The 26,272-nt window shown below is 68.3% G+C and carries 23 protein-coding genes; 9 read left to right on the plus strand and 14 right to left on the minus strand.

The genetic code is table 11. The features are described 5' to 3' along the window. Nucleotides 1–15: 15 nt before the first annotated feature. The 4 genes from V5A19_RS02410 (at nt 16) to V5A19_RS02425 (ending at nt 3,342) form a co-directional block, all read left to right on the plus strand. Nucleotides 16–543, plus strand: a complete 528-nt coding sequence (locus tag V5A19_RS02410) for a 6-pyruvoyl trahydropterin synthase family protein (RefSeq protein WP_332317711.1) — start codon at nt 16–18, stop codon at nt 541–543. Then, a complete protein-coding gene (queE, locus tag V5A19_RS02415; RefSeq protein ID WP_332317712.1) occupies nt 533–1,261 on the plus strand; it encodes a 7-carboxy-7-deazaguanine synthase QueE in 729 nt (242 codons plus the stop codon). Before V5A19_RS02410 ends, queE begins: the two co-directional genes overlap by 11 nt. Nucleotides 1,262–1,467: 206 nt before the next feature. After that, nucleotides 1,468–1,929, plus strand: a complete 462-nt coding sequence (gene queF / locus V5A19_RS02420; protein WP_332327689.1) for a preQ(1) synthase — start codon at nt 1,468–1,470, stop codon at nt 1,927–1,929. A 147-nt stretch (nt 1,930–2,076) separates the two neighbouring features. Then, nucleotides 2,077–3,342, plus strand: a complete 1,266-nt coding sequence (locus V5A19_RS02425; protein WP_332327690.1) for a GGDEF domain-containing response regulator — start codon at nt 2,077–2,079, stop codon at nt 3,340–3,342. 17 nt (nt 3,343–3,359) lie between these two features. Here the strand turns inward: V5A19_RS02425 and V5A19_RS02430 are convergent, their stop codons facing one another. The 7 genes from V5A19_RS02430 to V5A19_RS02460 form a co-directional block, all read right to left on the minus strand. Then, nucleotides 3,360–3,557, minus strand: a complete 198-nt coding sequence (locus V5A19_RS02430; protein WP_332317715.1) for a hypothetical protein — start codon at nt 3,555–3,557, stop codon at nt 3,360–3,362. Nucleotides 3,558–3,605: 48 nt separating this feature from the next. Further along, nucleotides 3,606–4,400: a phosphodiesterase gene (locus V5A19_RS02435; RefSeq protein WP_332317716.1), complete on the minus strand. Its 795-nt coding sequence runs from the start codon at nt 4,398–4,400 to the stop codon at nt 3,606–3,608. A 70-nt stretch (nt 4,401–4,470) separates the two neighbouring features. Next, a complete protein-coding gene (locus tag V5A19_RS02440; protein ID WP_332317717.1) occupies nt 4,471–6,327 on the minus strand; it encodes a cation:proton antiporter in 1,857 nt (618 codons plus the stop codon). Between the two features lie 70 nt (nt 6,328–6,397). Further along, a complete protein-coding gene (locus V5A19_RS02445; protein ID WP_332327691.1) occupies nt 6,398–7,648 on the minus strand; it encodes an MFS transporter in 1,251 nt (416 codons plus the stop codon). Between the two features lie 49 nt (nt 7,649–7,697). After that, nucleotides 7,698–7,871, minus strand: coding sequence for a hypothetical protein (locus V5A19_RS02450; RefSeq protein WP_332317719.1), 174 nt, complete (start codon nt 7,869–7,871; stop codon nt 7,698–7,700). A 788-nt stretch (nt 7,872–8,659) separates the two neighbouring features. Further along, nucleotides 8,660–9,067, minus strand: coding sequence for an acyl-CoA thioesterase (locus V5A19_RS02455; RefSeq protein ID WP_332317720.1), 408 nt, complete (start codon nt 9,065–9,067; stop codon nt 8,660–8,662). Further along, nucleotides 9,064–10,431 (minus strand): AMP-dependent synthetase/ligase, encoded by a 1,368-nt coding sequence (locus tag V5A19_RS02460; RefSeq protein ID WP_332327692.1) that lies wholly within the window; start codon nt 10,429–10,431, stop codon nt 9,064–9,066. The genes V5A19_RS02455 and V5A19_RS02460 overlap by 4 nt, the downstream gene beginning before the upstream one ends. Between V5A19_RS02460 and V5A19_RS02465 the strand changes: the two genes are divergently transcribed. Continuing rightward, nucleotides 10,430–10,573 carry a hypothetical protein gene (locus V5A19_RS02465; RefSeq protein ID WP_332317722.1) on the plus strand — a complete coding sequence of 48 codons (144 nt, stop codon included), beginning with the start codon at nt 10,430–10,432 and terminating at the stop codon, nt 10,571–10,573. The two genes, V5A19_RS02460 and V5A19_RS02465, sit on opposite strands and share 2 nt — an antisense overlap. A gap of 50 nt (nt 10,574–10,623) precedes the next feature. Here the strand turns inward: V5A19_RS02465 and V5A19_RS02470 are convergent, their stop codons facing one another. From V5A19_RS02470 to V5A19_RS02485, 4 genes are all read right to left on the minus strand, one after another. Continuing rightward, nucleotides 10,624–12,246 (minus strand): rhomboid family intramembrane serine protease, encoded by a 1,623-nt coding sequence (locus tag V5A19_RS02470; RefSeq protein ID WP_332317723.1) that lies wholly within the window; start codon nt 12,244–12,246, stop codon nt 10,624–10,626. Nucleotides 12,247–12,312: 66 nt separating this feature from the next. Then, a complete protein-coding gene (gene glcF / locus V5A19_RS02475; protein WP_332317724.1) occupies nt 12,313–13,539 on the minus strand; it encodes a glycolate oxidase subunit GlcF in 1,227 nt (408 codons plus the stop codon). A 119-nt stretch (nt 13,540–13,658) separates the two neighbouring features. Next, nucleotides 13,659–14,732 (minus strand): glycolate oxidase subunit GlcE, encoded by a 1,074-nt coding sequence (gene glcE / locus V5A19_RS02480; RefSeq protein ID WP_332327693.1) that lies wholly within the window; start codon nt 14,730–14,732, stop codon nt 13,659–13,661. Between the two features lie 212 nt (nt 14,733–14,944). Continuing rightward, nucleotides 14,945–16,441 carry an FAD-linked oxidase C-terminal domain-containing protein gene (locus V5A19_RS02485; RefSeq protein WP_332317726.1) on the minus strand — a complete coding sequence of 499 codons (1,497 nt, stop codon included), beginning with the start codon at nt 16,439–16,441 and terminating at the stop codon, nt 14,945–14,947. Between the two features lie 157 nt (nt 16,442–16,598). Here V5A19_RS02485 and V5A19_RS02490 point away from each other — a divergent pair, with 157 nt between their 5' ends. The 4 genes from V5A19_RS02490 (at nt 16,599) to V5A19_RS02505 (ending at nt 23,899) form a co-directional block, all read left to right on the plus strand. Next, on the plus strand, nt 16,599–17,783 hold the full coding sequence (locus tag V5A19_RS02490) for a pyridoxal-phosphate-dependent aminotransferase family protein (protein ID WP_332317727.1): 1,185 nt from the start codon (nt 16,599–16,601) through the stop codon (nt 17,781–17,783). Between the two features lie 259 nt (nt 17,784–18,042). After that, on the plus strand, nt 18,043–19,509 hold the full coding sequence (locus V5A19_RS02495; protein WP_332327694.1) for an efflux transporter outer membrane subunit: 1,467 nt from the start codon (nt 18,043–18,045) through the stop codon (nt 19,507–19,509). Between the two features lie 5 nt (nt 19,510–19,514). Then, nucleotides 19,515–20,765, plus strand: coding sequence for an efflux RND transporter periplasmic adaptor subunit (locus V5A19_RS02500; RefSeq protein ID WP_332317729.1), 1,251 nt, complete (start codon nt 19,515–19,517; stop codon nt 20,763–20,765). 65 nt (nt 20,766–20,830) lie between these two features. After that, nucleotides 20,831–23,899 (plus strand): efflux RND transporter permease subunit, encoded by a 3,069-nt coding sequence (locus V5A19_RS02505; RefSeq protein WP_443081400.1) that lies wholly within the window; start codon nt 20,831–20,833, stop codon nt 23,897–23,899. A 33-nt stretch (nt 23,900–23,932) separates the two neighbouring features. Here V5A19_RS02505 and hslO read toward each other — a convergent pair whose 3' ends face one another. From hslO to V5A19_RS02520, 3 genes are all read right to left on the minus strand, one after another. Continuing rightward, nucleotides 23,933–24,808: an Hsp33 family molecular chaperone HslO gene (gene hslO / locus V5A19_RS02510; protein WP_332317731.1), complete on the minus strand. Its 876-nt coding sequence runs from the start codon at nt 24,806–24,808 to the stop codon at nt 23,933–23,935. A 129-nt stretch (nt 24,809–24,937) separates the two neighbouring features. Beyond that, entirely contained in the window at nt 24,938–25,441 is a 504-nt protein-coding gene (locus tag V5A19_RS02515) for an Hsp20/alpha crystallin family protein (RefSeq protein ID WP_332327695.1), read from the minus strand. A 110-nt stretch (nt 25,442–25,551) separates the two neighbouring features. Beyond that, a complete protein-coding gene (locus tag V5A19_RS02520) occupies nt 25,552–26,244 on the minus strand; it encodes a hypothetical protein (protein WP_332317733.1) in 693 nt (230 codons plus the stop codon). Between the last annotated feature and the right edge of the window lie 28 nt (nt 26,245–26,272).

The following is a 26,272-nucleotide window of genomic DNA, read 5'->3' on the forward strand; positions in this document are numbered from 1 at the left end:
GCGCGGAGCGCAACCATGTTCACCCTGGCCTTCACCCGCCGCTACAGCATGAGCCACCGGCTGCTGTCCCTGCAGTCGGGCAAGTGCGGCATCCCGCACGGCCACAACGAATACGTCACGGTGCGACTGGTGGCCCGGAACCCCCAGCCGCTGGACGGCAAGGCCAACATGGTTACGCCTTTCCACGCAGCCAAGAAACGCTGGCACGCCTGGATCGACGCGCGCGTCGACCACAGCCTGCAGCTGGCCGCCGGCGATCCCCTGCTGGCTTATTTCCGCGAGCAGGAGCCGGAGCAGCTCGACCGCATCCTGGTCACACCGGGGGACCCCTCCACCGAGGCCCTGGCCGCGTGCTTCATGGCCAAGGTGAGTGCCTTTTTGGCGGAGCAGGGTGGGGACCTCACGTGCACGGAGGTGCGCATCGAGGAGACTCCCACCAACACCGTGATCTTCGACGGCGATCCGGCGCCCGTGCTGCCACGCGACGGCTTCCCCGATCCACCCTGGTGGCGCCGCGCCGACGACAGCATCCATGACCTCTGAAACCGCCGCCCACGAAGCCCACAGCCTGCGCCTCAGCGAGATCTTCGGCCCCACCGTCCAGGGGGAAGGGGCCCTGATTGGCCAGCCCACGGTGTTCGTACGCACCGGGGGCTGCGGCTACCGCTGCCGCTGGTGCGACACGCCATTCGCGGTACTGCCCGAATACCGCGACCAGTGGCAGGCCTGGGAACCGGAGGCGGTGCTGGACGAGGTGGACCGCCTGGCCGGGGCCCCCGTCCTGGTCACCCTATCCGGCGGCGATCCGGCCCTCCAGGAGCTGGGCCCGCTGATCCGCCCCGGTCATGAACGGGGCCACACCTTCGCCCTGGAGACCCAGGCCTCGGTGAGCCAGTCCTGGTTCGCTGACCTCGATCACCTGACCCTGTCGCCCAAGGGCCCCTCCAGCGGCCACCTGACTTCTCTGGGCGAGATCGAGGCCTGCCTCGACGCCTCGGGGGCGGAACCACGGACAGTGTTCAAGGTGGTCATCATGAACGACCCTGACTTCGACTACGCCGCCGAGCTCGCGGCCAACTACCGGGATTACCCCTTCTACCTACAGGTGGGCAATCCGGTTCCTGAGGGCGAGCCCGAGCCGGACGAGCTCATGCGCCGCTACCGCTGGCTGGTGGAGCGGTGCCTGAGCGAGCGCTGGTACGCCCCGACCATTCTGCCCCAGCTGCACGTGCTGGCCTGGGGCAATGCCAGAGGGGTGTGAGGAGTGAAGCGTGAGGAGTACCGGCAACGGCCACGGCGTTATCCGCAGATGACGCAGATAAGCTCAGATGGTACGGCGAAACCATAGGCCTTTCCCTATTATTCTGCCTTGAGCTTCCCTAGGCTTTATCTGCGTTAATCGGCGTCATCTGCGGATCGCACCTTTGACGTGACTCCTCACTCCTCACGCCTCACGGGGTAACCGCCATGCCCGACTACCACGATCTGCGCTACCTGGGCGCCACCGATGCCGCCCTGCCGGCCAGCCCCCAGGAGGCCGAGCTCGAGGCGGTACCCGACCCGCACGCCGAGCTTGACTACCTTGTGCGCTTCACGGTTCCCGAATTTACGTCGCTGTGTCCGGTCACAGGGCAGCCGGACTTCGCCTTCCTGATGATTGACTACGTCCCCGACGGCCTGATCCTGGAGAGCAAGTCGCTCAAGTTGTTCCTGGGGGCCTTCCGCAATTGCGGGGCCTTCCACGAGGACTGCACTCTGACCATCGCCCAGCGCATCATCGGGGCGGTGGTCCCCAAGTGGCTCCGAATCGGTGGCTACTGGTACCCTCGCGGCGGCATTCCCGTCGATGTCTTCTACCGGACCGGCGAGCCGCCGCCCGGGGTGTGGATTCCCGACCAGGACGTTCCCAGCTATCGGGGACGGGGCTAGCTATCTAGCGGCCTCCATGGCAAAAATGGATCACTATTAAATTATGGCTCAGGTCCAGGATGCGCCTCCTTTACGCTACCTGCTCCCCCTGCCGGTCAATGGAGCCGAGCCCCTTGCGGCAGACCCAAACCTAGGTGGAAAGAACAAATGGAAGCTGTCCACCTGCTCCTGATCGAGGACTCGCCGGCCGATGCCGACCTGATCCAGGCAATACTGGCCGCCAGGTCCGACGCCCCTTACCGCATCCAGCGAGCCACGACGCTTGCAGAGGGCATCGGGGTTGCGCAGGAGCAAACCTTCGACGCAGTTCTGCTGGATCTCAACTTGCCGGACGCACAAGGGCTAACCACGATCCGTGCCTGGCTCGAAGGTCCCGGCATCCGGCCGGTCATCGTGATGACCGGGCAGGGGGGTGAGGAAATGGGGCCCCTGGCCATCCAGGAAGGGGCCCAGGATTACCTGACCAAGGACGAGCTGGGCCCTGCGCTGGGCACCCGCATCATCGACCAGGCCCGGGAGCGCTGGGCCCTGGGGCGGGAGCAACGAATCATGGCCGTCGCCTTCCATACGGGCCAGGCCACCTTGGTAACGGATGCCGAGGGGATCATCGAGCGAGCCAATCCCGCCTTTACCCAAATCACGGGCTACACCGCATCTGAAGTCATTGGCCGCAACCCCCGCCTGCTTTCATCGGGGACGCACGATCCGGCCTTTTATCAGGCGCTTTGGCGACAGCTTCTTGAGGAAGGGCACTGGCAAGGCGAGATCTGGAACCGGCATAAAGACGGCCATCTGATGCCGGTGTGGCAGACCATTACGGCGGTGACCAGGGAAAACGGGGAAGTGGAGCACTTCGTAAGCGTCTTCCATGACATCAGCGAGCAAAAGCGTTTGGAAGCCGAAATGGCAAGGCTCGCCGCCACCGACTCGCTGACGGGCCTCGCCAACCGAAGGCATTTCCTGGAAGCGGCCCGTTCGGAGCTACACCGGAGCTTCCGCCACGGATTATCCTTTAGCTTGCTAATGGCTGACGCGGACCACTTCAAGGCGATCAATGACCACTACGGTCACGAGACCGGGGACCTGGTTCTCAAGACGCTCGCAAAGGTCCTCGAGACCAACCTCCGGGAGGAGGAGGTGGTAGGCCGCATCGGGGGCGAGGAATTCGCCATCCTCCTGCCCGAGACCGACCACCAAGGCGCGGAGACGGTGGCCGAACGCCTCCGCGCCTTGGTGGCTGGCACGCCCATCCCGACCCGCTCGGGCGAGATCAGTATCACCATCAGTCTGGGGATGGCGGGCTTTCAGGGGGCGGAAGACACCGTGGACGGTCTGCTGGCGCGAGCGGACCAGCAGCTGTACGTGGCCAAAGAGGCGGGGCGGAACCGGGTGGGCGCCCCGCCCGCCGGGTGAGCGGGCCGTTGCTAGGTTTACTCCTCCGGCGGCTTGGCCTTGGCGAAACAGATGGCCGAGATAGCGATGGCGACCAGGGCCAGCAGGGCGGTTACCGGATGGGGAATATCCCCTGCGGGGAGGGAGGCACCGATGGCGAACAGGACCGCTACCACCAAAAGCTGGATGGGAAACTGACAGAGTAAGGCGGGCTGCTTGGGAGCCGGCGGCGCCATGGTTGTCTCCTCTCGGGGTTGGGGCTGGATGGTTGATCGACCCATACCTTAGCCGGCGCCCGGGCTTCGGGTCGAGCCCGGTCCGCCGAATTCGGGCCACGGGGCCCGCTCCACGGCGGTGTCCAGTCGGCCGTCGGGAGCCAGCATCAGCCAACGGTACCCCGGTGGCCGGTTGTCCACGGCGGATGCCGCAGCCCCGGGCAGGAACTGCGCGCAACTGGATGGGCTGCCCAGGAACCGCACCCCGTTGCGCTCGGTTTCGAAGGCTTGATGGATATGGCCGAAAACCACGGCACGCACCTGCGGATGACGGTCGATCAGGGCCAGCAGCTGGCCGCCGTTGGCCACCTGCATGGTGTCCATCCAGGGGCTGTTCACCGACAGCGGGGGATGGTGGAGGGCGACCAGGGCGGGAACGTCGGGGTGCTCGGCTAGGGCCCGTTCGGCGCGGTCCAGCTCCTCCCTGGCCAGCCATCCCCCGGGCGCGGGTGGTCGCGCGGAGTCCAGCAGCAGGATCTGCCAACTCCCGATGAACACCCGTTGATCGCAGCGCAGGGCGCCGCCTTGGCAGGCCTGGGCGAGCAGGGCCTTGTCCTCGTGGTTCCCGGGCAGGCAAAAGACGGGCATGCCCAAACGCCCCATGTGCCCCGCCAGGCGCCGGTAACTGGCAGCCGTCTCCTCGTGGACCAGATCGCCGGTGAGCAGCACGCCCTCGGCTTGGGGATGGCGCCGGGCCGCATCCGCTACCACCGAGCCCAGGCCGCCATCCACGTCCACCCCCTTGAGCCGGCCGCTCGGTTCGGCGAACAGATGGGTGTCGGTGATCTGAAGGAGCTCCGTCACGCCGCCTTGCCCTCCTTGCGGGCGCTATCTGCCCACCAGCCCGGGACCTCCAGAAGCGGGAGCAGGCCGGCTAGTCCGAAGCCGGGGCGACCGCCTCGCTGCCGTCTTCCGTTTCTTCCTCGCTTTCGTCGGAGCCCGGCACATAGCACACCAGTCGGTCCCCGGGGCGGGCTTCCGGGATCAGGTCCGGCGAGCTCAGGGCCAGCGCACCGCTGCGGCGCACCACCATGATGGGCTCGCCGCCCTCCGGGCACTCGGGCCTGTGCGCCCGCGCGGTGCGCCTTTCGGCGCTGAGGGGGGCCTTTTCCACGGTGAAGTGCCAGCCCAGGTAATAGCGATGCGCCATGCGGTCCGGGGTAGCGTCGTGGCTGAAGGCCAGCCGGCCCTCGATGTCCTGGCTGAGCTGGGGACTGTCACTGTCCATGCCGGTGCCGGCGGGCAGCTCGAACACCCGGTCCCGTCCCAGCTCCTGGGCGAACCGGGAGCAGGCCAGGGCGTTGTAGGAGGGATTCTCGGTGGCCGCCAGCAGATAACCGATGCGACCGATCTCCAGCCGCTGCCGGCCCCAGTCGGACAGCACCTCGCCCCAGTAGGTGGGCACCCCCACCGCCTCGGCCGGGGCCAGCCGATACTCGGACACGTCCGCCAGCAGCACCCGGACGCCCATCTCGTGCAGCCGCTGGGCCAGCTGGATGCTCCAGGGGCTGGCGCCGATGATCAGTAGGCCGTGGGGATCCTCGGCGATCAGGCCCAGCCGGCGGGCCAGTGGGCGGATGGTGAAGCCGCCCAGGGTCACGGTCACCAGGATGATGACGAAGGTCAGGGGGAACAGCAGCTCCGCCCCCTGGTAGCCCGCCTCGGCCAGGTTCTTGCCCAGCAGCCCGGCCATGGCGGCGGCCACCACGCCGCGCGGTGCCACCCAGCCCAGAAGCGCCCGCTCGGGCCAGGTGATGCGGCTGCCGATGGTGGACAGAAACACCGCCAGCGGGCGCACCACCAGCACTACCACCGCCACATAAGCGGCGCTGGTCCAATCCAGGCGGGCGAGGGTGGCCACCTCGACGTCCGCGGTCAGCACCACGAAAAGCACCGTCACCAGGAAGACGACGATGTTCTCCTTGAACCTCCGCAGCTCCAGGGCCCCCGCCAGCTCGCGGTTGCCCATGACGATGCCCATGGTGGTGGTCGCCAGCAGCCCGGCCTCCGCCTGCATCTGGTTGGCGGTGACGTAGACCAGGACCACCGCCGCCAGCAGGCCCGGGGCCTTGAGGAATTCGGGGACGTGGCCCTGGCCGTAAAGCCGGCCCAGGAGCCAGCCGACACCGCCCCCCATGGCCCCGGTTAAGGCCAGTATCAGTACCAGCTTGGCGGTCAGGGCGGGGACGGTAGAGCCGGTGCCCGCACCCAGGGCGTACTCGAACGCCAGAACCGCCAGCAGGGCACCGATGGGGTCATTGATGATGCCCTCCCACTTGAACAGGTTGGCGGCGTGGGAGCGCAGCCGGGCATGGCGCAAGAGAGGGCCGACCACCGTGGGTCCGGTCACGGTCAGGATGGCGCCCAGCACCGCCGCCAGCGGCCAAGAAAGCCCGGCCACGAAGTGGGCGGCCAGAGTTCCCAGCAGCCAGGACAGCAGGACCCCTAGCGAGGTCAGACGCGCCAGACCACCCACCGAGCCGCGGATCTCCTCGACACGGAGGCTGAAGCCGCCCTCGAACAGGACAACGGCCACCGCCAGACCCACCAGGGTATGGTAGAGCGAGCCGAAGTCCTGGGAGGGATGCAGGAGTCCCCCTACGGGGCCGAGGGCGATGCCGGTCAAGGCCAGCAGGACAATGGCGGGGAAACCGAATCGCCACGCCAGCCACTGCGCGGCGATACCGAGCACCACGGCCAGGGCGATAGCGATTTCCAGGGAATGCATCATGAGGCAGCCCCGCTGGTGCCGGCAAAAGATGCGGCAGGGTAACAGGCGCATACGGGGAAGGGGATGGGCGTCAAACCTCCGTGCTGCTACCCGGGTAGCGGACCACTGGCAGCCGCAGGGCAACCACCGCGAGAGCGGTTGCGACGGCGATGTAGGCGCACAAAACCAGGGCCAGGACCGTTACCGACCAGCCCTGGTCGAGGAGCACGCCGGCGGCCACCGGTGACACCGCAGTGGAAAGCACCATCGCGGCCTGGACCACCGCCCGGATGGCGCCCAGATGGGCGACCCCGTAGAGCTCGGGCCACAAGGCCCCCAGCACGGTTCCCGTGCCGCCCATGGTCAGGCCCATGAGCGCCATGTAGGGCCAGGCGGCCCAGGGATCGGCGAAGGTGGCCAGCACCACCAGGCCGCCGGCCATGGGCAGCAAAAAATAGGGCAGCATGCCCCGGGCACCGGCACGGTCCACCACCTCCCCGAAGACCAGAAGGCCTACCACGTGGGTGGCCGCGAAGGCCGTGAAGCTCGCGGCCAGCCAGGACAGCTCCCAGCCCTTGGCCTCGGCCACGTGCACCTGGTGGAAGAACAGCGCGGTGACGATCAGCGGGGCCGCCAGCACCGCGGGCAGCAGCAGATAGAACCGGGGATCCCGCAGCACCTCGCCCCGGCGCCACTGGCGCGGGCCGGCGCTATCCGTCCCCACTTCCGCTCCGGTTCGGTCATGGAGCCACCGCTTGCGGGCGCCGTGACCGCTCAGCAGCCCCTGCAGCAGGGGCAGGGCCACCACCAGCATGAAGCCCGCGGCCAAAGCCCAGGTACCCCGCCATCCCGCAGCGGCGGTGACGGCTACTGCCAGAGGCGGCAGGGCGGCCTCCGCCAACGGCATGCCCATGCCGGCGATGCTAACCGCCTTCCCGCGGCCGGTTTCGAAGAACCGCCCCATGCTTGTGAAGGCCATGTGCGTCATCAGCCCCTGACCGGTGAGGCGCAGGAGGAACATGGCCAGCGCCACCAGCCACACCGTGCCCGCCGTCGCCATCAGCAGGCAGCCCATCGCCACACCCAGGGTAACCAGGGCGGCGAAGGCCCGCAGGTCCATGCGGTCCATTTGGCGGCCGGCGGATACGATGCTCAGCCCGCTTACCAGGGTAGCGGCGGAATACAGCGCCCCGAACTCGCCGTGGCTGAGGTCGAAACCGGCACGAATCTGGCCGCCAAACAGGGAAATGAAAAAGGTCTGGCCGAAGCCGGAAAGGGCGGCGGCGGCCACCCCAAAGACCAGAAACCGGCGGTTGCCGAGGATGAACTCGAGATAGGTCACGACCCCTCCGGGGCTGGCATCGCAAAGCGATCCAGGGTAGCAAGGGGGTCTACCCCCGCCGATGGCGCCAATACCCCAGCAGCAGGAGGATGGGCAGTGGCAGGGGCCCGAAGAAGAACCCCAGCGCTCCCCAGAAGACCGGGTCGACACCCAGGCGACGGCCGATCAAAACCGCCAAAAGGGCGAAGATCACCGCCCCCGCCCATAGCCAGCTGATGCCCATAACCCTTCCTCCCACCGCGGCGGACCACGGGCCTTCCAGACAAATCCGCGTAACCCAGCCGATAGCCGCCAGCATTCAGCCCGTGCCCATTCCTCAGGCAAGCCTAAATCTCTTACCGGCCGAGCGGCTACGAGCCCAATTTTGACAAATTTGAAGGTTTTGCTTTGACAAGCGATGGGACCAATCCGCCGGTCTTCCGTAACCACCGGCTATCGCCGGCGGAGTTCCCGCCAGGACCCAAAGGCTTTTCCACAACCGCTTGCAAAGCCATCCCAGGCCTCGCGGGCCTTCCAAAAGGGCCTAGGAGTTGTGAGGGATATGAACCGGTGCAGAGCAAGTCGTCCGCCGCTGAGCCCCTTGCTTCCGGAGCTACGGGCACGACCTATAGGGGCTCAGGGGCAGGGTGGTGAGCCCACATGGAGGATGGGCTTTACGGCACTGGGAGGCTCAGACGCTCCCTCCGGACGAGCCCCTACCCCTTTCTGGGGCAGGACACAAGGGAGTCACCGCCAACTGTAAGGGCGCAGCACGCCTTGGGGTACTGATGCCAGTACGCAGTGGGTGAATTTTCCACGGAACTTGTGGAAAAAAGGGTGGAAGGCCTCTCCTAAGGCAGCGCGCGCTCAGGGATGTGGCCCCCTTGCCTAACCAGTAATCATAAGAATTTTCTAAAAAACACCAGCTTTGAAGGGGCCCTTTGAGCCCTTGGGGGTTTGCCGGGTCTTACCGGTTTTGGGGCCCTTGTGGCGGGCAGGCAGCGGAAGCCCACGTGGAATCGCCCTCAGCCGTTATGCGGTGGTCATTGGCCGCTTGTGGCGCTGCTCGTCGACGGCTACATAGGTTAGGGTGGCCTCGGTGACCCGCTGGCAGATGTGCTCGGAATCGGAACCACCGTTATCGCGCTCGGCGAACACGGCCACAGAGACCGTCAGCGACGTGGTGCCCACCCGTTCCACCTGGGCGTAGAAGCTCACCAGGTCGCCCACATAGACCGGCTGATGGAATTGGAAGGCGTTGACCGCCGCCGTCACCACCCGGCCACGGGCGCGGCGGTAGGCGACCACCGCCTCGGCGATGTCCACCTGGGCCATGATCCAGCCGCCGAAGATGTCGCCCGCAGCGTTGGTGTCGGTGGTGGTGGCCACCATGCGCGTGGTGGGCGGCCCTTCCGGAAACCCGTCCCGCTCCTCGCTCATCGAGGCTGACCCTCCGCCCTTAGCCCCGATGCGTGCTCCTGATTGTCTGCGCTACCGTGGCCGGCATAAACCGCCGACACCTTGTCGCTGAAGTGATTCAGGATGCGCTGGCGCTTGGGCTTCATGCTGGGGGTCATGAGGCCATTGTCGATGGTCCAGGGCTCCTCGCACACAGCCACCCGGCGCACCCGGGCGTAGCCCGGAAACTCGTGCAGGTCCGCGCCGATGCGCTCCAGCGCCAGCCGCTGGCAGTAGTCATCGGCGAGAACGTCCTGCACCGGCTTGGCGCAGCGCTCGCCTACCACTTGCCGCCACTGCTCGGGGTCCACCACCACTAGCGCGGCCAGATAGGGGCGCGACTCGCCGAAAACCACCGCCTGCTCGAACACCGGATCCATACTGATGGCCGATTCCATGTCGGCCGGCGGCACCTTCTCGCCGTTGGCCAGCACGATGATCTCCTTGAGCCGGCCGGTGATGTGGATGAAGCCGTCCTCCAGGCTGGCCCGGTCGCCGGTGCGCAGCCAGCCCGCGCTGTCGATCTTATCGGCGGTGGCCTCGGGCAGCCCCCAATAGCCGAGCATGGTGCTCGGGCCCCGCACCAGCAGCTCGCCTTCGCCGCTGATGGCCACCTCGGTGTCCGGCAGGGGCGGGCCCACGCTGGTGGGCTGGTTGCGGTGGATGCGGTTGACGCTGATCACCGGCCCGTATTCGGTCAGACCGTAGCCCTGCAGCGGGGTCAGGCCCAGGCCGATAAAGGTGCGCGCAACCGGCTCCGGCAGGGCGGCGCCGCCGCTGATGGCGAAGCGCACGCGCCCGCCCAGGCGCGCCATGACCTTGGGCGCCACCAGCGCGTGCAGCAACGGCGCTGCCAGCAGGCGCGGGTGCCAGCCGGCGCGGCCCTGGGCGCGCTCGAAGCGGTGCCAGCCAGTCGCCACCGCCGACTCGAACAGCCGGCGCGCCACCGGCCGGTGGGCCAGTTTGTCGCGCAGGCGATTGTAGACCCACTCGAATACCCGCGGCACCGACACCAGCAGGGTGGGGCGCACCTGTACCAAGTCCTCGGCCAGGTAGCTGATAGAGCGCGCATGGGCCACCGCGGCGCCGGCCATCATGGGCAGGTAATAGCCCACCGTACGCTCCAGGATGTGCGACAACGGCAGAAAGGACAGGAACAGGTCGTTCGGGTAGACGGGGTTGGTGCCCAGCCCGCTGTAGGCATTGGCCAGGATGTTGCGGTGGGACAGCATGACGCCCTTAGGCCGGCCGGTGGTGCCCGAGGTGTAGACGATGGTGGCGAGGGCGTCGGGGTCGGCCGCGGACCCGGCCGACCCCGACCAGGACGACCTCCCTGCGGTATCCATGCTCGCCGCCCGCATCCTCTTGGAGGATTTGGGTCAAGACGCCAAGGCCCGCCCTGTACTGGAGGGCCTGCTGCGCCACGTCCCCGATCACACCCAGGCAGCCGAGGCGCAGCGCTTGCTGCGCGCCATCGGCACGGCGTGACCTGGCCGTGCCCCCCCGGCGCTAGTCGGATTGTAGCCGAATAGCGGCTGTTATCCCCGGGCCTTTCCTTGCCCCAAGCTCTCCGCGTCGGCCAATAGAAATGGTACGTGGGGGCGTCCGGACGAATACCGCATCTCCTCGCCGCGCAGCCCAGCGACGAGCCGGGTGGAGGTACCTCGTCCAGGCTGGGTGCCTTTTTCTTCCAGCATCTTCCGTGCCTCCCCGGCCTCTTCCGAATCCGGAAAGCGTTCCCGCAAGGCCGCCAGGTACCGTTGGCCGCGCTCCGGTTCGTCTTGACGGGCGAAGCCCCGAGCCAGAAGCACCAGGGTCTGCGGCAGGCGGGGGTGTTCCTTTCCTTTTTCCAGGAACGAGCTAACCATGGGCGCGGCATCCTCCGGGAAGCCGCCTATGGCCAACCGCCCCGCCAGCTCCAGGAAGCGGTCCGGATCGAACCGCATCTGGGGCCGGGCATTGGCCGTGTAGTCGCGGAAGGTGTCGCGCTTGAAGCGTAAAGTCGCCGCCTCGTTGTCGGAGAGGGCGAAGATGCGATGGGCGAGGCGGTGGTATTCGTCGCTGTCCGGCCGATAACTGGCGACCGTGTACAGTTTGGCAAGGGCCTCGCGGTGGTCCGGATTGCGCTTAAGGAGGGCCCGGAACCGCTCCCGTGCCGCATCCAGATCCAGGTTGGCCAAGTGCGCCAGGCCCTGTTCCATATCGGCACGGTCCTGCTCCTCGCGCTGATCGCGATCGAGGAAGGCCATGTCCACCTGCGCGGCCAACCGCAGACCCAGTCCCAACAGGGCTCCGCCCGCCAAACCGCCCATATGGGCGACATAGGCCACGTCAGAAACCCCGCCGGAAAGCAAATGGTAGGCCTCCAAACCCAGCCAAACCGGTAGCATGACAGCGGCGGGGGCGCGCACGAATCCGGAATAGAATCCGAGGGTATAGAAGAAGGGAATCCGACGCAGCTCGAACAGCAAAACATAGGTGCCCATCAGGGCGGCGATGGCCCCCGATGCTCCCACCAGGGGGGCGCTACTGTGGCTGTAAACGGCCGCAAAGGTCGAGGCCGCCATCAGACCGCCGAGGAGATATACTCCCAGGTAGAACAACCGGCCGATCACCGCCTCCACCACGTAGCCCACCAGAACCAAAAAGACCATGTTGCCGACCAGATGGCCCGCGCTGCCGTGCAGGAACATGTGGGCGAGAACGTCCAGGGCTTGGGGCCTGGCCGGGATGAAGCCGAGGCGCTGGCTGGTCACACGGTTCATGCGCCGCTGGAAGGAGGCGCGCGCCTGGCGCCACTCGGCAAAGGCCGGATGACCCGGGGTGATGACCCCGCCGGCGCGCAGGCGCTCCATGAACCGGCCGTTACCCCGCATGCTGGCGAGCACGCGGGCTGCCGCCTTATCGCTCTCTTGGGCCAGGGCGCGCCGTAGGGCCCGGGCCCGTGCAGCGCGGCCGCGCTCTTCCAGGTGGGCGATATAGGCGGGGAATTCGAGGTCGGGCAGGGGCGATTCCAGATAGTACGCCTCCGCCTCTTGATACAGGCGGTCATCGTCCCGTTGGAGCCCGAAGAAAGCGGCCACACTGGCGGCCACCAGCAATAGGCTGATGATCGGTGGCCGTCGCCAGTCCGGCTTGCGGGCCAACGGCAGGATAAGCATCCGCACCCCTTTTGATACCGGGAACCCTAATCCGCCGCTCATCCTGGCAAAATTTGCGACCCGCCGCTACGCCTCGGGGCCCTCGTGCGCCGGATCGAGGAGCTCGACCCAGTGCTTTACGGGCACCTGGCTGGCCGAAGCCAGATGGTGGAGGCAGCCGATATTGGCGGTGGCGATGACGGCCGGTTGATCGGCCTCGAGGTTGGCCAGCTTGCGGTCGCGCAGCTGCTCCGCGAGCTCCGGCTGCAGGATGGAATAGGTGCCAGCCGAGCCGCAGCACAGGTGGGCCTCGGCCACCTCGGTCAGGGGAAATCCGGCCCGCTCCAGCAGCCCGTTGACGCCGCGGGGCAGGCCTTGGGCGTGTTGCAGGGTGCAGGGGGTCTGGACCGCCACTGGCGGGGGCGCGGCCGGGGCCAGAGAGGCGACGTCTTCCCCGGCCACCACCTCGCTCAGGTCTTTGGTCATGGCTGCGATGCGGTCGGCCTTGTCGGCGTAGTCGGGATCCTGGGCCAAGTGGTGGGCGTATTCCCGGACAATCGCACCGCAACCGCTGGCCGTCATGACGATGGCCTCGGCGCCGGCCGCCACGTGGGGCCACCACGCGTCGATGTTGGCCCGCATGCGGTCACGGGCGTCGGCCGGCGCCCCCAGGTGCTGGTCCACGGCGCCGCAGCATCCGGCGCCCTCCGCGGCGATCAGGGAAATGCCCAGACGATCCAGGACGCGCGCTGCCGCGGCATTGATGCGCGGCGCCATGGCCGGCTGCACGCAGCCCTGGAGGACAAGCATGCGGCGCTGATGACGAGCTGGCGGCCATTCGCCGGCATGCTGGCGCCGGGGCACCTTGGCGCGGAGGCCCGTCGGCAGAAGGGGCCGGACGGTTTGGCCCGTGCGCAGCAGAGCGCCGAAACGGGCCGGATACGGCAGGACACGGCGGAGCAGCCCCCGGAACAGGCGCTCCCCCCACGGCCGGTTTACCCGCTGCTCCACCATCTCGCGGCCGATGTCCACCAGCTTGCCGTATTCCACCCCCGAGGGGCAGGTGGTCTCGCAGTTGCGGCAAGTCAGGCAGCGGTCCAGGTGGAGCTGGGTCCGCCGGCTCACCTCGCCGCCTTCGAGCATGTCCTTGATCTGGTAAATGCGCCCCCGCGGGCCATCAAGCTCGTCGCCGAGCAGTTGGTAAGTGGGGCAGGTGGCGTTGCAGAAACCACAGTGGACGCAGTTGCGCAGGATGCGGTCGGCCTCCGCGCCTTCAGCGGTCTGCTTCAGCTCATCGACGATGTTGGTCTGCATGGGGGCTTCCTCAGAGAGGAGTGAGGCGTTGGGCGGGAGGATTGAGTCGTGAGGAGTTACGGCAACCGTGCAACCCGTAGGGGATTTCAGTTCCGAAGTTACTCCTCACACCTCCCGCCTCAAAGATCCGCGTACATCCGCCCCGGGTTGAACAGTCCGTGGGGGTCAAGGGTGCGCTTTAGGTTGCGATGGACACCTAGCAACGGCGGGGACAGCGGAGCAAAAACCTCGGCAGTGCGATCACCGCCGCGGAAGGCAGCGGCGTAGCCACCGGCCTTGGCGGCGGCCGCCTGGACGGTTGCTGCCTCAGCGTAGCTGCGTAGCCAGCGCTGCGCGCCGCCCCAATCGATCAGGCAATCGCCCGCCAGGTCCGTCAGCGGTGCGGCTGGGGGAACGCTCAGCCGCCACAGCGGCTCGCTACCGGCGAAAAAGGGCAAACGTTGTTCGCGCAGATCCCGCCAGAAGGCCTCGCCGTCGTTCAGATCCTCGCCCCCGATGCGCTCGGCGGCCTCGGCTACCGCAGAGCCATTGCCGGCAAGTCGAACATACAGGCAACCGCCCGTTTGGACCGCCCCGGTTAACGGCAACGGCTTGCCGCCCCAATGAACCATGTGGGAAAGGGCTTCCCCCGGTCCGAGTTCCAGAATGCGAGTGGTTTCGGCCGGGGCTCGCGGCACCACTTTGAGCGAGACCTCAAGCAATACCCCGAGCACCCCCAGCGACCCGGTTAAAAGGCGGGACAAGTCGTAGCCCGCGACGTTTTTCATGACTTCGCCGCCAAAGTGCAGCACCTCGCCGGCACCGTTGAGGACCCGGGTCCCAAGAACCGCGTCACGCACGGCCCCGCCCCAGGGTCGTCGCGGACCGGCCAGGCCGGCGGCGACCATGCCACCCACGGTAGCGTCGGTACCGAAATGCGGCGGCTCGCAGGCCAGTTGCTGGCGGTTGTCGGCCAACAGGGCCTCCAGGTCGGCCAAGCGGGTTCCGGACCGGACCGTCACCACCAGCTCGGTGGGCTCGTAGTGGACGATGCCAGAGTGACCGCTCACCTCCATCGGCCGTCCGCTACTATCCCGACCATAGAAGGCCTTGGTGGCGCCACCACGGATCGCCACTGGCTCCCCGTCGGCGATGGCGTCACGGACGGCCGCCTGCAGTTCGGCAGTTCGGTCGTTTTCCTGGATTTCCGGCATTGCATTCCTAACGGAGGGCAGGGGCGATGGCTGGCCGGTGCGAGGTGAGAGGTGAGAGGTCACTCAAAGCCCAAGGCCATAGCGAATACGCTAATTTCGCCGATGGCCGCAGATGAAAGCGGCCAAGGAAATCCGGGGCTGGTTCTGTTATCGGCGGGCAACGGCGTTATCCGCAGATGACGCTGTTGCCGTTATGCCTCACACCTCACGCCCTAGAACCTGGGCAGCTCGGGGAACGGCAGCTCGCCGCGGTGGACGTGCATGCCGCCGTACTCGGCGCAGCGCTTGAGGGTGGGTACGGCCTTGCCGGGGTTGAGCAAGCCGTCGGGGTCGAAGGCCGCCTTCACGGCGTGGAACTGGGCCAGCTCAGGTCCGGCGAACTGCCCGCACATGGCGTCGAGCTTCTCCACACCGACACCGTGCTCGCCGGTGATGGTGCCCCCCTTTTCCACGCACAGCTCGAGAATGCGCAGACCTGCGGCCTCGGCGCGCTCCAGATCGCCTTCCTTGTTGGCGTCGTAGAGCACCAGCGGATGGAGGTTGCCATCCCCGGCGTGGAAAACGTTCGCCGACTGCAGGCCATGCTCGGCGCAGATGGCGCCGATGCGGGTGAGCACCTCGCCCAGGTGCTTGCGCGGGATGGTGCCGTCGATGCAGTAGTAGTCCGGGGCCAGCCGGCCAGTGGCGGGGAAGGCGGCCTTGCGCCCCGACCAGAAGATGGCGGCCTGCTCCGCCGTCTCGGCCGTGCGCACCTCAGTGGCCCCGGCCCGAGTCAGGATTGCCCGCACCCGGGCGATCTCTTCGGAGACCTCGCGGTTGGTGCCGTCGAGCTCGCAAAGCAGGATGGCGGCGGCGTCCGTGGGGTAGCCGGCGCCCACATAGTCTTCGGCAGCGCGGATAGCCGGGTTGTCCATCATCTCCAGACCGGCGGGAACCACACCTTGACCGATGACATCGGCCACGGCCTGCCCGGCGGCGCCGAGGTCGTCGAAAGCGGCAAGCATGACCTGGCTTCGCTCGGGGGCCGGCGTCAGGCGCACGGTGGCCTCCAGGACCAGGCCCAGCATGCCCTCGGAACCGTTCATCAGCGCCAGCAGGTCCAGGCCGGGGCCGTCCAGGCCCTTGCCACCAAGCTCCAGCCACTCCCCGTCCATGGTGAGCACCTTGAGCCCCAGGACGTTGTGCACGGTCAGCCCGTACTTGAGGCAGTGGACGCCGCCGCTGTTTTCGGCCACATTGCCGCCGATGGTGCAGGCGATCTGGGAGGAAGGGTCCGGGGCGTAGAACAGCTCATAGGGCTCGGCGGCCTGCGACACCGCCAGGTTGCGCACCCCGGGCTCCACGCGGGCGCAGCGATTGGCCGGGTCCACCTCCAGGATCCGGTTGAACTTGGCCAGCGAAAGCAGGACGCCAAATTCCAGGGGCATGGCGCCGCCGGAAAGGCTGGTACCGGCGCCACGAGCCACGACGGGAACCCGGCGCTCACTGCAAACAGAGAGCACCTCGGCCACCTGCTGGTAGGTCTCGGGGATCACCACCACCATGGGCAGCTGGCGGTAGGCGGCGAGGCCGTCACACTCGTAAGGGCGCAGCTCCTCGGCCTCGGTGATCACCGACTCCGCGGGCAGAAAGCGACGGAAGCGCTCGGCGAGGAGGGTGACCTCGGTGGCGTCGGGGTCCTGGCGAGGAACCTCGGTGGCGTCATTCATGATAGGGTCGCCCATGCCTCAGTGGGTTGATCAAGTTTAATCCGCTTGGCCTCCTCTGACCACCGGGCCGTGCGCTCGCTTGCCCGGCCGGAAGGGCGAACTTAAACTCAATTAGATTTACCTCTCATACGACAACGAGCCAACAAGGGCGATTCCCATGACCGCGAACTCCTTCCACCCGCCGGAGCGGACCCTGATGGGCCCGGGACCCTCCGACGTCCATCCACGGATCCTGGAGGCCCTGTCGCGGCCCACCATCGGCCACCTCGATCCCGTATTCGTGGGCATGATGGAAGAGGTGAAGGCCCTGCTGCAGTACGCTTTCCAGACCGACAACAAGCTCACCTTCCCGGTATCCGCCCCCGGCTCGGCGGGCATGGAGATGTGCTTCGCCAACCTGGTGGAGCCCGGGGACAAGGTCATCGTCTGCAAGAACGGCGTCTTCGGCGGCCGCATGCAGGAGAACGTCGAGCGCTGCGGCGGTACCGCCGTCATGGTCGAGGACGAATGGGGCAATCCCGTGGATACGGCCAAGGTGGCCGAGGCCCTCCAGGCTAACCCCGACGCCAAGATCCTTTCCTTCGTCCACGCCGAAACCTCCACCGGGGCCCAATCCAACGCCGCCGAACTGTGCCGCATGGCCCGGGGGCACGACTGCCTGACCATCGTCGATACCGTGACCTCCCTAAGCGGCAGCCCCGTGAAGGTGGACGAGTGGGGCGCCGATGCCGTCTACAGCGGCACCCAGAAGTGCCTGTCCTGCGTCCCCGGGATCTCGCCGGTAACCTTCAGCGAGCGCGCTACCGCGGCCATCGAGAACCGTGCCACCAAGGTCCAAAGCTGGTTCTTGGACCTGAACCTGGTCATGGGCTATTGGGGCAGTGACGGCGGCGGCAAGCGCGCCTACCACCACACCGCGCCCATCAACCCGCTCTACGCCCTGCATGAAGCTCTGGTGATCCTGCAGGAAGAAGGGCTGGAGCATGCCTGGGCCCGCCACAGCCAGATGCATCACGCCCTGAAGGCGGGTATCGAGGCCATGGGGCTGTCCTTTTTCGTGAACGAGGCCTCTCGCCTGCCGCAGCTCAACTCGGTGACCATTCCGGGCGGCATCGATGAGGCCGACGTGCGCTCGCGCCTGCTGGAGCAGTACAACCTGGAGATCGGCGCCGGGCTCGGCCCCATGGCCGGCAAGATCTGGCGCATCGGCCTCATGGGCCACTCCGCCAATCCCACCAACATCCTCACCTGCCTGGGCGCGCTGGACGCGGTGCTCACCGACATGGGCGCCGACATCCGATCCGGCGAGGCGGTTCCGGCGGCCATGGCCCAGCTCGGCTAGCCGGCCTCCGGCTCCGGTGTTTGGGCGGCCCCCGCAAAGGGGGCCGCTTTTTTGATCCTTCCGCCGCGCCCCGTTGGCCCCGTGCCGGGACATGGTAGGGTGGTCCCTTGACCGAGCGGTAAGCCGGGTCCGCCCAACCCTCGCATGGCAGCGGGGCGGTCATTTGCCATGGGCCACCGCCGATCCGACATGGCGGGGTCGGGCTGGCGGCTCAAGGCCCGCACAGCGTTTTGCCAGACGGAGGCTTCCCGGGCTCCGAATGCCGATGACCGTTGCCGCATCCTCCCACCCACCGCACACCGCCCGGCCCCTGCTCGCCGTCCTGGCGCTGGCGCTGATGGCCGGCTGCACCACCCGTGGCGAGCAGCCGGAGCCGCCCGTGGAGCTGGGTCTGAACTTCTCCGAAGCCGGCGACGCGCAGCCGCCGGAACGCTGGTGGCGGGCCTTCAGCGACAGCAAGCTGAACGCCCTGGTGGGCCGGGCGCTGCAAGCCAATCTGGACCTGAAGACCGCCTGGCAGCGGTTGCGCGAGGCCCGTGCGGTTACCAACCGGCAATCCGCCGCCCTGTTCCCCAGCCTGGAAGCCACCGCCGAGGTCAATACCGAGAGCGGCGGCGCCAGTGGCGCCACCTTCGACAGCGACAGCTTCGCCCAAGGCGGGCTCAGCGCCGCCTACGAGATCGACCTTTGGGGCCGCATCCGCGCTAGGACCGAGGCCGAGAGCCTGCGCGCCCGCGCCACCCACGCCGACTACCGGGCGGCGACCCTGTCCCTGGCCGCCGAGGTGACCCGCATCTGGTACCGGCTGGCCGAGGCACGCGCACGGCGCGATCTGATCGCCGAGCAAGCGGCCACCAACGAGAAGGTGCTGGCGCTGATCGAAACCCAGTTCGGCCACGGTCAGGCCCGCAGCGCCGATCTCCTGCGCCAGCGGCGGCTGCTGGAATCGGTGCGCCAACAGCACCACGCCGCCGAGGCCCACCTCCAGACCCTGGAACACCAGCTGGCAGTGCTGCTGGGACGCCGGCCCCAGCAGGGCGTCGATGCCCGGCGGGACAGCCTGCCGGCCCTGCCGGCGTTGCCGGCAACGGGCCTGCCGGCGGAGCTGGTACAGCGCCGGCCCGACGTGCGTAGCGCTTGGCTGCGGCTGCGCGCCGCCGATCGCGAGGTCGCCGCTGCCGTCAGCAACCAGTTCCCGCGGCTGTCGTTGTCCGCCTCGGCGGTGACCACCGACCGCGGCGCCGCTCAGCTGTACGACGACTGGGCGCTGTCCTTCGCCGCCAACCTGGCGGCGCCGCTCATCGATGCCGGCCGCCGAGAGGCCGAGGTGGCGCGCACCCGGGCGGTGGAGCGACAGCGCCTGTTCGAGTACGGCCAAGCGGTGCTCACCGCCTTCCGGGAGGCGGAGGACGCCCTCATCCGCGAGCGCGGCCAGCGCCGCGAGCTGGCCAGTCTGCGCGAGCAGGTGCGGCTGGCGGCGCAGAGCTACAGCGAGCTGCGCCGGCGCTACCTCAAGGGCGATGCCGCCTACCTCGATGTGCTCACCGCACTGGCCGATACCCAGGCCCTGCGGCGCGACCTGCTGGCCGCCCGCATGGATCTGGTGGCATACCGCATCGCCCTGTACCGGGCCCTGGCCGGCGGCTTCCGCACCGAGCGCGAGGCCGACCTGGCGCGCGCCGGGAACCGCCGGCCAGGGCCCGGGGCGGGTCCGCAACCGGAGTAGCCGCCGTGGCAAGCAACGACGCCCCCAACGAGACCGCCAGCCAGCCGGGCCGCGGGCCCGGCTGGAAGACCACCGTTGCCTCCGCCGGCGGCATCGCCCTGGCCGGGGCCGCCGCGGTGTTGCTGATCTTCCGCACCGAGCCGATGGCCACCAAGGGCGGCGCCACCAAGGAAACGGCCATGCTGGTGGCGGTCACCCGCGCCGAGGCCGGCACCTTCCGGCCCACCTTTGACGCCACCGGCACCGTGCGCGCCGCCCGCGAGATCGTCCTGCGGCCGCGCGTGGCGGGGAAGGTGCAGGCCCTGGCCGCGGACTTCGTGCCCGGCGGCGTGCTAACCAAGGGCGAGACCGCGGTGCGCCTGGATCCCGCCGACTACCGCAACGCCCTGGCGCAGCGCGAGAGCGAGCTGGCCCAGGCCGAGGCCGAGCTGAAGCTCGAGATGGGCCGGCAGGACGTGGCGGCCCAGGAGTACGACCTCCTCGACGAGGACCTGACCGTGGCCAACCGGGCGCTGGTCCTGCGCAAGCCCCAGCTGCGCTCGGCTCGCTCGCGGGTGGAATCGGCGCGCGCCGCGGTGAAGCAGGCCCGGCTGGAGCTGGCGCGCACCCGGATCAAGGCTCCATTCGATGCCCACGTCCTCAGCCGGGATATCAACATGGGCTCGCAAGTGGCCGCGGGGGACCGGTTGGCGCGCCTGGTAGGGGCGGACACCTACTGGGTGGAGGCCACCGTGCCCCTGGCCAAGCTGCGCTGGCTGACCTTCCGGGAAGACGAGGCGGCTGGCGAGGGGTCGCGGGTGCGCGTGCGCAACCGCGGCGCCTGGGCGCCCGACGCCCACCGCACGGGCCGTCTGTTCCGCCTGATCGGGACCCTGGAGGAAGAGACCCGCATGGCGCGGGTGCTGGTGGCGGTGGACGACCCCCTGGCGCAGACGGCCGCCAACGCCGACAAGCCCAGCCTGATGCTGGACAGCTACGTCCAGACCCGTATCCGCGGCCGGCCCCTGGCCGACGTGGTGCGGCTGGACCGCGACTATCTGCGCCAGGACCGGACGGTGTGGGTCATGCGTGAGGGCAAGCTGGCCATCCGCGAGGTGGCCATCGCCCTCCTCGACCGTGACCACGCCTACATCACCGGCGGCCTGGGCGCCGGTGAAAAGGTGGTGGTGTCCGACCTGGCCACCGTCAAGGACGGCGCGCCGCTGCGGCGGCGCGGCTCCCAAGACGGCCCCGACGACGGGACCCCTAGCCGGTGAGCCAGGCCCCTAGCCCGCCCCCGGACGGCGGCTCGCCCATTGGCGGGAGCGGCCCCATCGCCTGGATGGCCCGCAATCCCATCGCCGCCAACCTGCTCATGGTCATCATCCTGGCTGGGGGGCTGTGGACCGCCTTCAGCATCCAGAAGGAGGTCTCGCCCCAGTTCCAGCTGGACGTGGTGACCGTCTCCGTGACCTATCCCGGCGCCTCGCCGGCCGAGGTGGAGCAGGGCATCCTGCTGCCCATCGAGGAGGCGGTGCGCGGCGTCCAGGGCATCAAGGAGATGACCTCCACCGCCCGCGAAGGCTCGGGCTCCGTCAGCCTGGAACTGGTGGCCGGCACCGACCGCATGCGCGCCCTGCAGGACGTGGACCAGGCGGTGGCCACCATCCGCACCTTCCCCGAGGCCGCCGAGGAGCCGCGGGTGCGGCTGCAGGCCCGCCAGCGCAGCGTCATCGAGATCGGCCTCTACGGCGAGGTGGAGACGTGGTCCCTGCGCAAGCTGGGCGAGCGCGTCCGGGACCGCATGCTCAGCGACCCGGCCATCACCCAGGTGGCCATCGACAACGTCCCGGACTACGTCACCCACGTCACCATCCCCCAGCAGCGGCTGCGCGAGCACGACCTGACCCTGGGCGAGGTGGCCGACATCATCGAGCGCTCCAGCCGCGACATCCCCGCCGGCGCCATCGACACCAGCGAGGGCGAGGTCCTGCTGCGCCTTCACGAGCGCAAGGAGTGGGCGTCGGAGCTGGCCGGCATCCAGATGCTCACCGCCGACTCCGGGGGCGTGGTCACCCTGGGCGAGCTGGCCACGGTCCGCGACGGTTTCGAGGAAGGCGGCTTCCACGCCCATTTCAACCAGCAGCCCTCCATCGAGCTGGAGGTCTTCCGCACCGGTCAGCAGTCGCCCCTGGTCATCGAGGACGCCGTTCAGGGAATCCTTAGCGAGCTAAACAGCACCCTGCCGCCGGGCGTGTCCGCGCGCATCGACAGCAACCGCGCCGAGGATTTCGACGACCGGCTGTCGCTGCTGCTGGAGAACGGCGCCCTGGCCATCCTCATCGTCCTGGCGATCCTGAGCCTGTTCCTGGAGGCGCGCCTGGCCTTCTGGATCATGATGGGCATGACCCTGTCCTTCGTGGGCGGCCTGGTGGTCCTGCCGTGGATCGGCGTGTCCATCAACCTGATCTCCATGTTCGGCTTCCTGGTGGCGCTGGGGATCGTGGTGGACGACGCCATCGTGGTGGGCGAGAACGTCTACGAGCACCGCCAGCGGGGCATGGGGGCGCTGGCGGCGGCCATCCACGGCGCGCGCGAGATGGCCGCGCCGGTGACCTTCGCCATCCTTACCAACATCGTGGCCTTCCTGCCGGTGATGTTCCTGCCGGGTACCACCGGCAACTACTGGTGGCCCCTGCCGGCGGTGGTGATCACCGTGCTCGCCATCTCGCTGGCCGAGGCGCTGTTCATCCTGCCGGCGCACCTGGCGGAGAGCCGCGGCGGCGGCGCCACCCGCGCCGGCAGCCGCCTGCACCGCCTGCAGCAGGCCTTCGCGGACTGGTTCAACCGGGCGGTGGCGCGCTACTACCGGCCCTTTTTGGCGCTGTGCCTGCGCCTGCGCTACATCACCCTGGCCGTGGCCGTCACCCTGCTGGCGGTGGTGGGCGGCTACGCCTCCAGCGATCACATGGGCATGATCCTGATGCCGGAGGTGGCCGCCGACGAGATCGAGGCAGGGGTGTCGCTGCCGGTGGGCACCACCGACGAGCAGGCGGCTGGCGTGGCTGAGGCGGTTACCGCCGCCACCGCCCGCATGTTCGAGACCCACGACCTCCACCGGGTCGCCGAGGGCATCAAGACCAATGTCCGCGGCCAGGACTTCATCGACGTGGAGATCGTCATGAAGCCCCCCGACCAGCGGGACATGCGGGCGCAGGCGGTAATCGAGCTGTGGCGGGATTCCATCGGCGACATCGAGGGGGTGGACCAGATCACCTTCGAGGCCGAGCGCGGCCCCGGCGGCTGGCGGCCGGACATCAACGTGGCCCTGAGCCATACCGAAATCGAGACCCTGGCCGCCGCCAGCCAGGCCTTCAAGGGTCGGATCGAGGCCTTCGACAACACCCGCGATATCCAGGACAGCTACCGCAAGGGCAAGACCCGCTTCAACTTCCAGCTTACCCCCGAGGGCCGGGCCCTTGGCCTGACCCCCGGCGATGTGGGTGACCAGGTGCGCAACGCCTTCTACGGCGCCCTGGCCCTGCGCCACCTGCGCGGCACCAACGAGGTGGAGGTCCGGGTCAAGCTGCCCGAGGCGCAGCGGGAGGGCATGGAGAACCTGGAAAACTTCATCGTCCAGACCGATGACGGCACCGATGTGCCGCTCGGGGAGGTGGCACGCATGGAGCGCGGCACCGCCTTCGCCACCATCAAGCGCCGCGCCGGACGGCGGGTGGTGGAGGTGAGCATGGATGTGGAGCCCAAGGCCGCCACCGGCCGCCTGCTCACCGCCCTCAAGACCGAGGTCCTGCCCCAGCTGCGCGCCGACCATCCGGGCCTGACCTGGACCTTCGTGGGCAGCCAGGCCGACCTGCGCGAATCCACCCAGGCCCTGTGGGCCGGCTTCCTTTTGGCCCTGGCGGCCATCTACGCCCTGCTGGCGGTGGCCTTTTCCAGCTATTTGCAGCCTCTGCTGGTGCTGCTGGCCATCCCCTTCGGCATCGTCGGTGGCGTCATCGGCCACATCCTGCTCGGCTTCGATCTGTCGCTGATCAGCCTGATGGGCGTGGTGGCGCTATCGGGCGTGGTGATCAACGACGCCCTGATCATGATCACCTACGCCAACCGCCAGCGCGGCGAGGCCTCCGCCCATGACGCCATCCTCCAAGCCGGCCAGCGCCGCTTCCGGCCCATCACCCTGACCACCCTGACCACCTTCGGCGGCCTCACGCCGATCATCCTGGAGACCTCGCGCCAGGCGGCCCATCTGATCCCCATGGCCATCTCGCTGGGCTTCGGCATCGTTTTCGCCACCGCCATCATCCTGGTGATCGTTCCCAGCCTCTACCTGATACTGGAGGACGTCTACGCGCTGACCCATAGGGCCGGCGGCGGCAGGGGCAGCGGCTGAGGCGGGCGGTTGCCGGTTGCCGACCCGGCCTCGTCAGTGGCTGTGATCCGGGCCCTCGGCAGGAGGAACGGGGGCGAAAAGCTTGGCCGCGTCCACCGTATCGAAGACATAGGCCTTGCCGCAGAACTCGCAGTGGACTCGGACCTCGCCCTCGTCGGCGAGGATGGATTGGACCTCCTCCTGGCCCAGGCCGCGCAGCATGTTGGCCACCCGCTGTTGGGTGCAGGAGCACCGGAAGCTGACGTATTCCGGGTCGAAAACACGCACCGTTTCCTCGTGGAAAAGGCGGTACAGGAGGTCGTTGGCGGGCAGGCCGAGGAGCTCGGGGCCGGTTAGCGTGCTGGCCAGGGACACCGTGCGGTCCCAGGCGTCCGGGTCGTCGTCCGTCTCGCCCGGCATGCGCTGCAGAAGCAGGCCGCCGGCGTGGCCGCCGTCCGCAGCGAGCCAGATGCGGGTGGGCAGCTGCTCCGAGCGCTCGAAGTAGGCTTCCAGGGCGGCTGCCACCGACCCCCCTTCAAGATCGACGATCCCCTGGTACTGCTGGCCCTCGCCTTCGGGCTCGAGGGTCAGGACCAAATGGCCGTTGCCACCCATGAGGGCTTGCAGATCCGGCGACTCCGGGACGGGATCCTGCCAGTGGGCCAGCCCGCGCACCGTACGGCGGCTGGTGGCCTGCACCACCATTAGGGACAGCGGCCCGTCCCCCCGGGCCTCCAGCTTGAGCGAGCCCTCCAGCTTGAGGGTGCCGATGAGCAGCAGCGAAGCGGCCATCAGCTCGCCCAGGGCATCGCGTACCGGCGGCGGATACTCGGCATTGGCCAGGGCCGCCTTCCAGGTAGCATCCAGGTCCACATGGCGCCCGCGGACATCGGTGCCATCAAAGCGGAAGCGGTTGAGCGTGTCGTGCATGGCGGATCATTCCTAGCAGTAAAGCCCAAGGGAGCATGGTAACGCGGTCTGTGCCTGGCCGGAGAACCCCAACGCAAGCGGCCCCGGCGCGTCTGGGAGGCGCCGGGGCCGCAGCCCGAAAGGAAGGGGTTATTCCACAGGGATCTGGCGGCGCTTGGCCTGCTCCCGCTTGGGCAAGGTCAGCTGGAGGACCCCGTCCTGGAAGGTGGCCTTGGCGTTGTCGGCGTCAACGACCGCCGGCAGGGCCAGGGTGCGGGCGAAGGTGCCGGCAGCTATCTCCCGGCGATAGTACTCGCCTTCCTTCTCGCCCTCTTCCTTCTCCTCGCGGGTGCTGGCATTGATGGTCACGGTGTCCTCGGCCACCGACAGGTCCATATCGTCCTTCTTCACCCCGGGAAGCTCGGCGCGCACGCGGATATCGCTCTCGCGGTCCTCGACATCCACCCGCGGACGGCGGCCCTCGAACGGCGCCAGCTCGCCGACCTGGGGCATCTCCCAGCGGAACGGGCTGGGCATGCGGCGGCCGAAGAAATCCTCCATCAGCCGCTCCATCTCGTCGAAGGGGGCGACGCTCCTGCCACCACCGGCGCGGCGGGGCTCGATCTCCTGACCCTGTTTCTCCTGTTCGGCCATGGTTCCACCTTCTTTGTTGCCGTCTGATCCCATGCAGGAAAGGCATCCTCTTCCCCATACATGGGGCCGGAGGCTGAAAGGGACAACCCCCGGAAAAATCCGGGACAGCGTCAGCCCGAGCGGTTCGGCTCCCGGGATCCGGGGAACAGCCGCGGATTGCTGGCCACCACCCGGCGGAACAGGCGGTCCGCCAGCCGGGAATTGCCCCCCTTGACGTAGCCGTAACCGATCCAGGCCGCCACCGCCGCCCCCGCCACGTCCACCATGAGGTCGGTCATGGTGTCGTCGAGGCCGGATTTCTGCATGTTGAAGCCGAAGCCCCAGTCCATGCCGTACTCGACGATCTCCCACAGGGTACCCAGGGTGACCGCGAAGCCGAAGGCGGTGGCGGCGAAGTACAGCGGCGACAGGGCCACCCGGCGGGTCTGGTGCAGGCTGTAGACCAGCAGGAAGCCGATCAGGCCGCGGACGAAGGCGGAGAAGCTGTGCAGCAGCAGATCCCACCACCAGAAGCGGTGGTAGAACGCCTGGACCTCGCCCAGGCCGAAGGCGGCGTACAGGAGCACGCAGGTGACCAGGGTCAGCTCCACCGGGATCTGTACCGCCAGCTGGCGCTCGATGAGCGCCGGAAGGAAGGTCAGGGCCAGGAACACGGCGGCGGTGAAGGCCACCAGCCAGCGGCCCTCCACCAGGGCGCCGATCAGCAGGCCGCCGATGGCCAGCTGGAGGACCGCGACGGTCAGGAACTGGAGGCGCTCGGGCCACTGCCAGGAGCGCCAGCGGGTGCGCAGGCGATTGATCATGCCCCTTCGTCCTACGGAGCCCACCGAC

This window comes from Thiohalorhabdus sp., from assembly GCF_036628635.1.
Classification (GTDB): domain Bacteria; phylum Pseudomonadota; class Gammaproteobacteria; order Thiohalorhabdales; family Thiohalorhabdaceae; genus Thiohalorhabdus.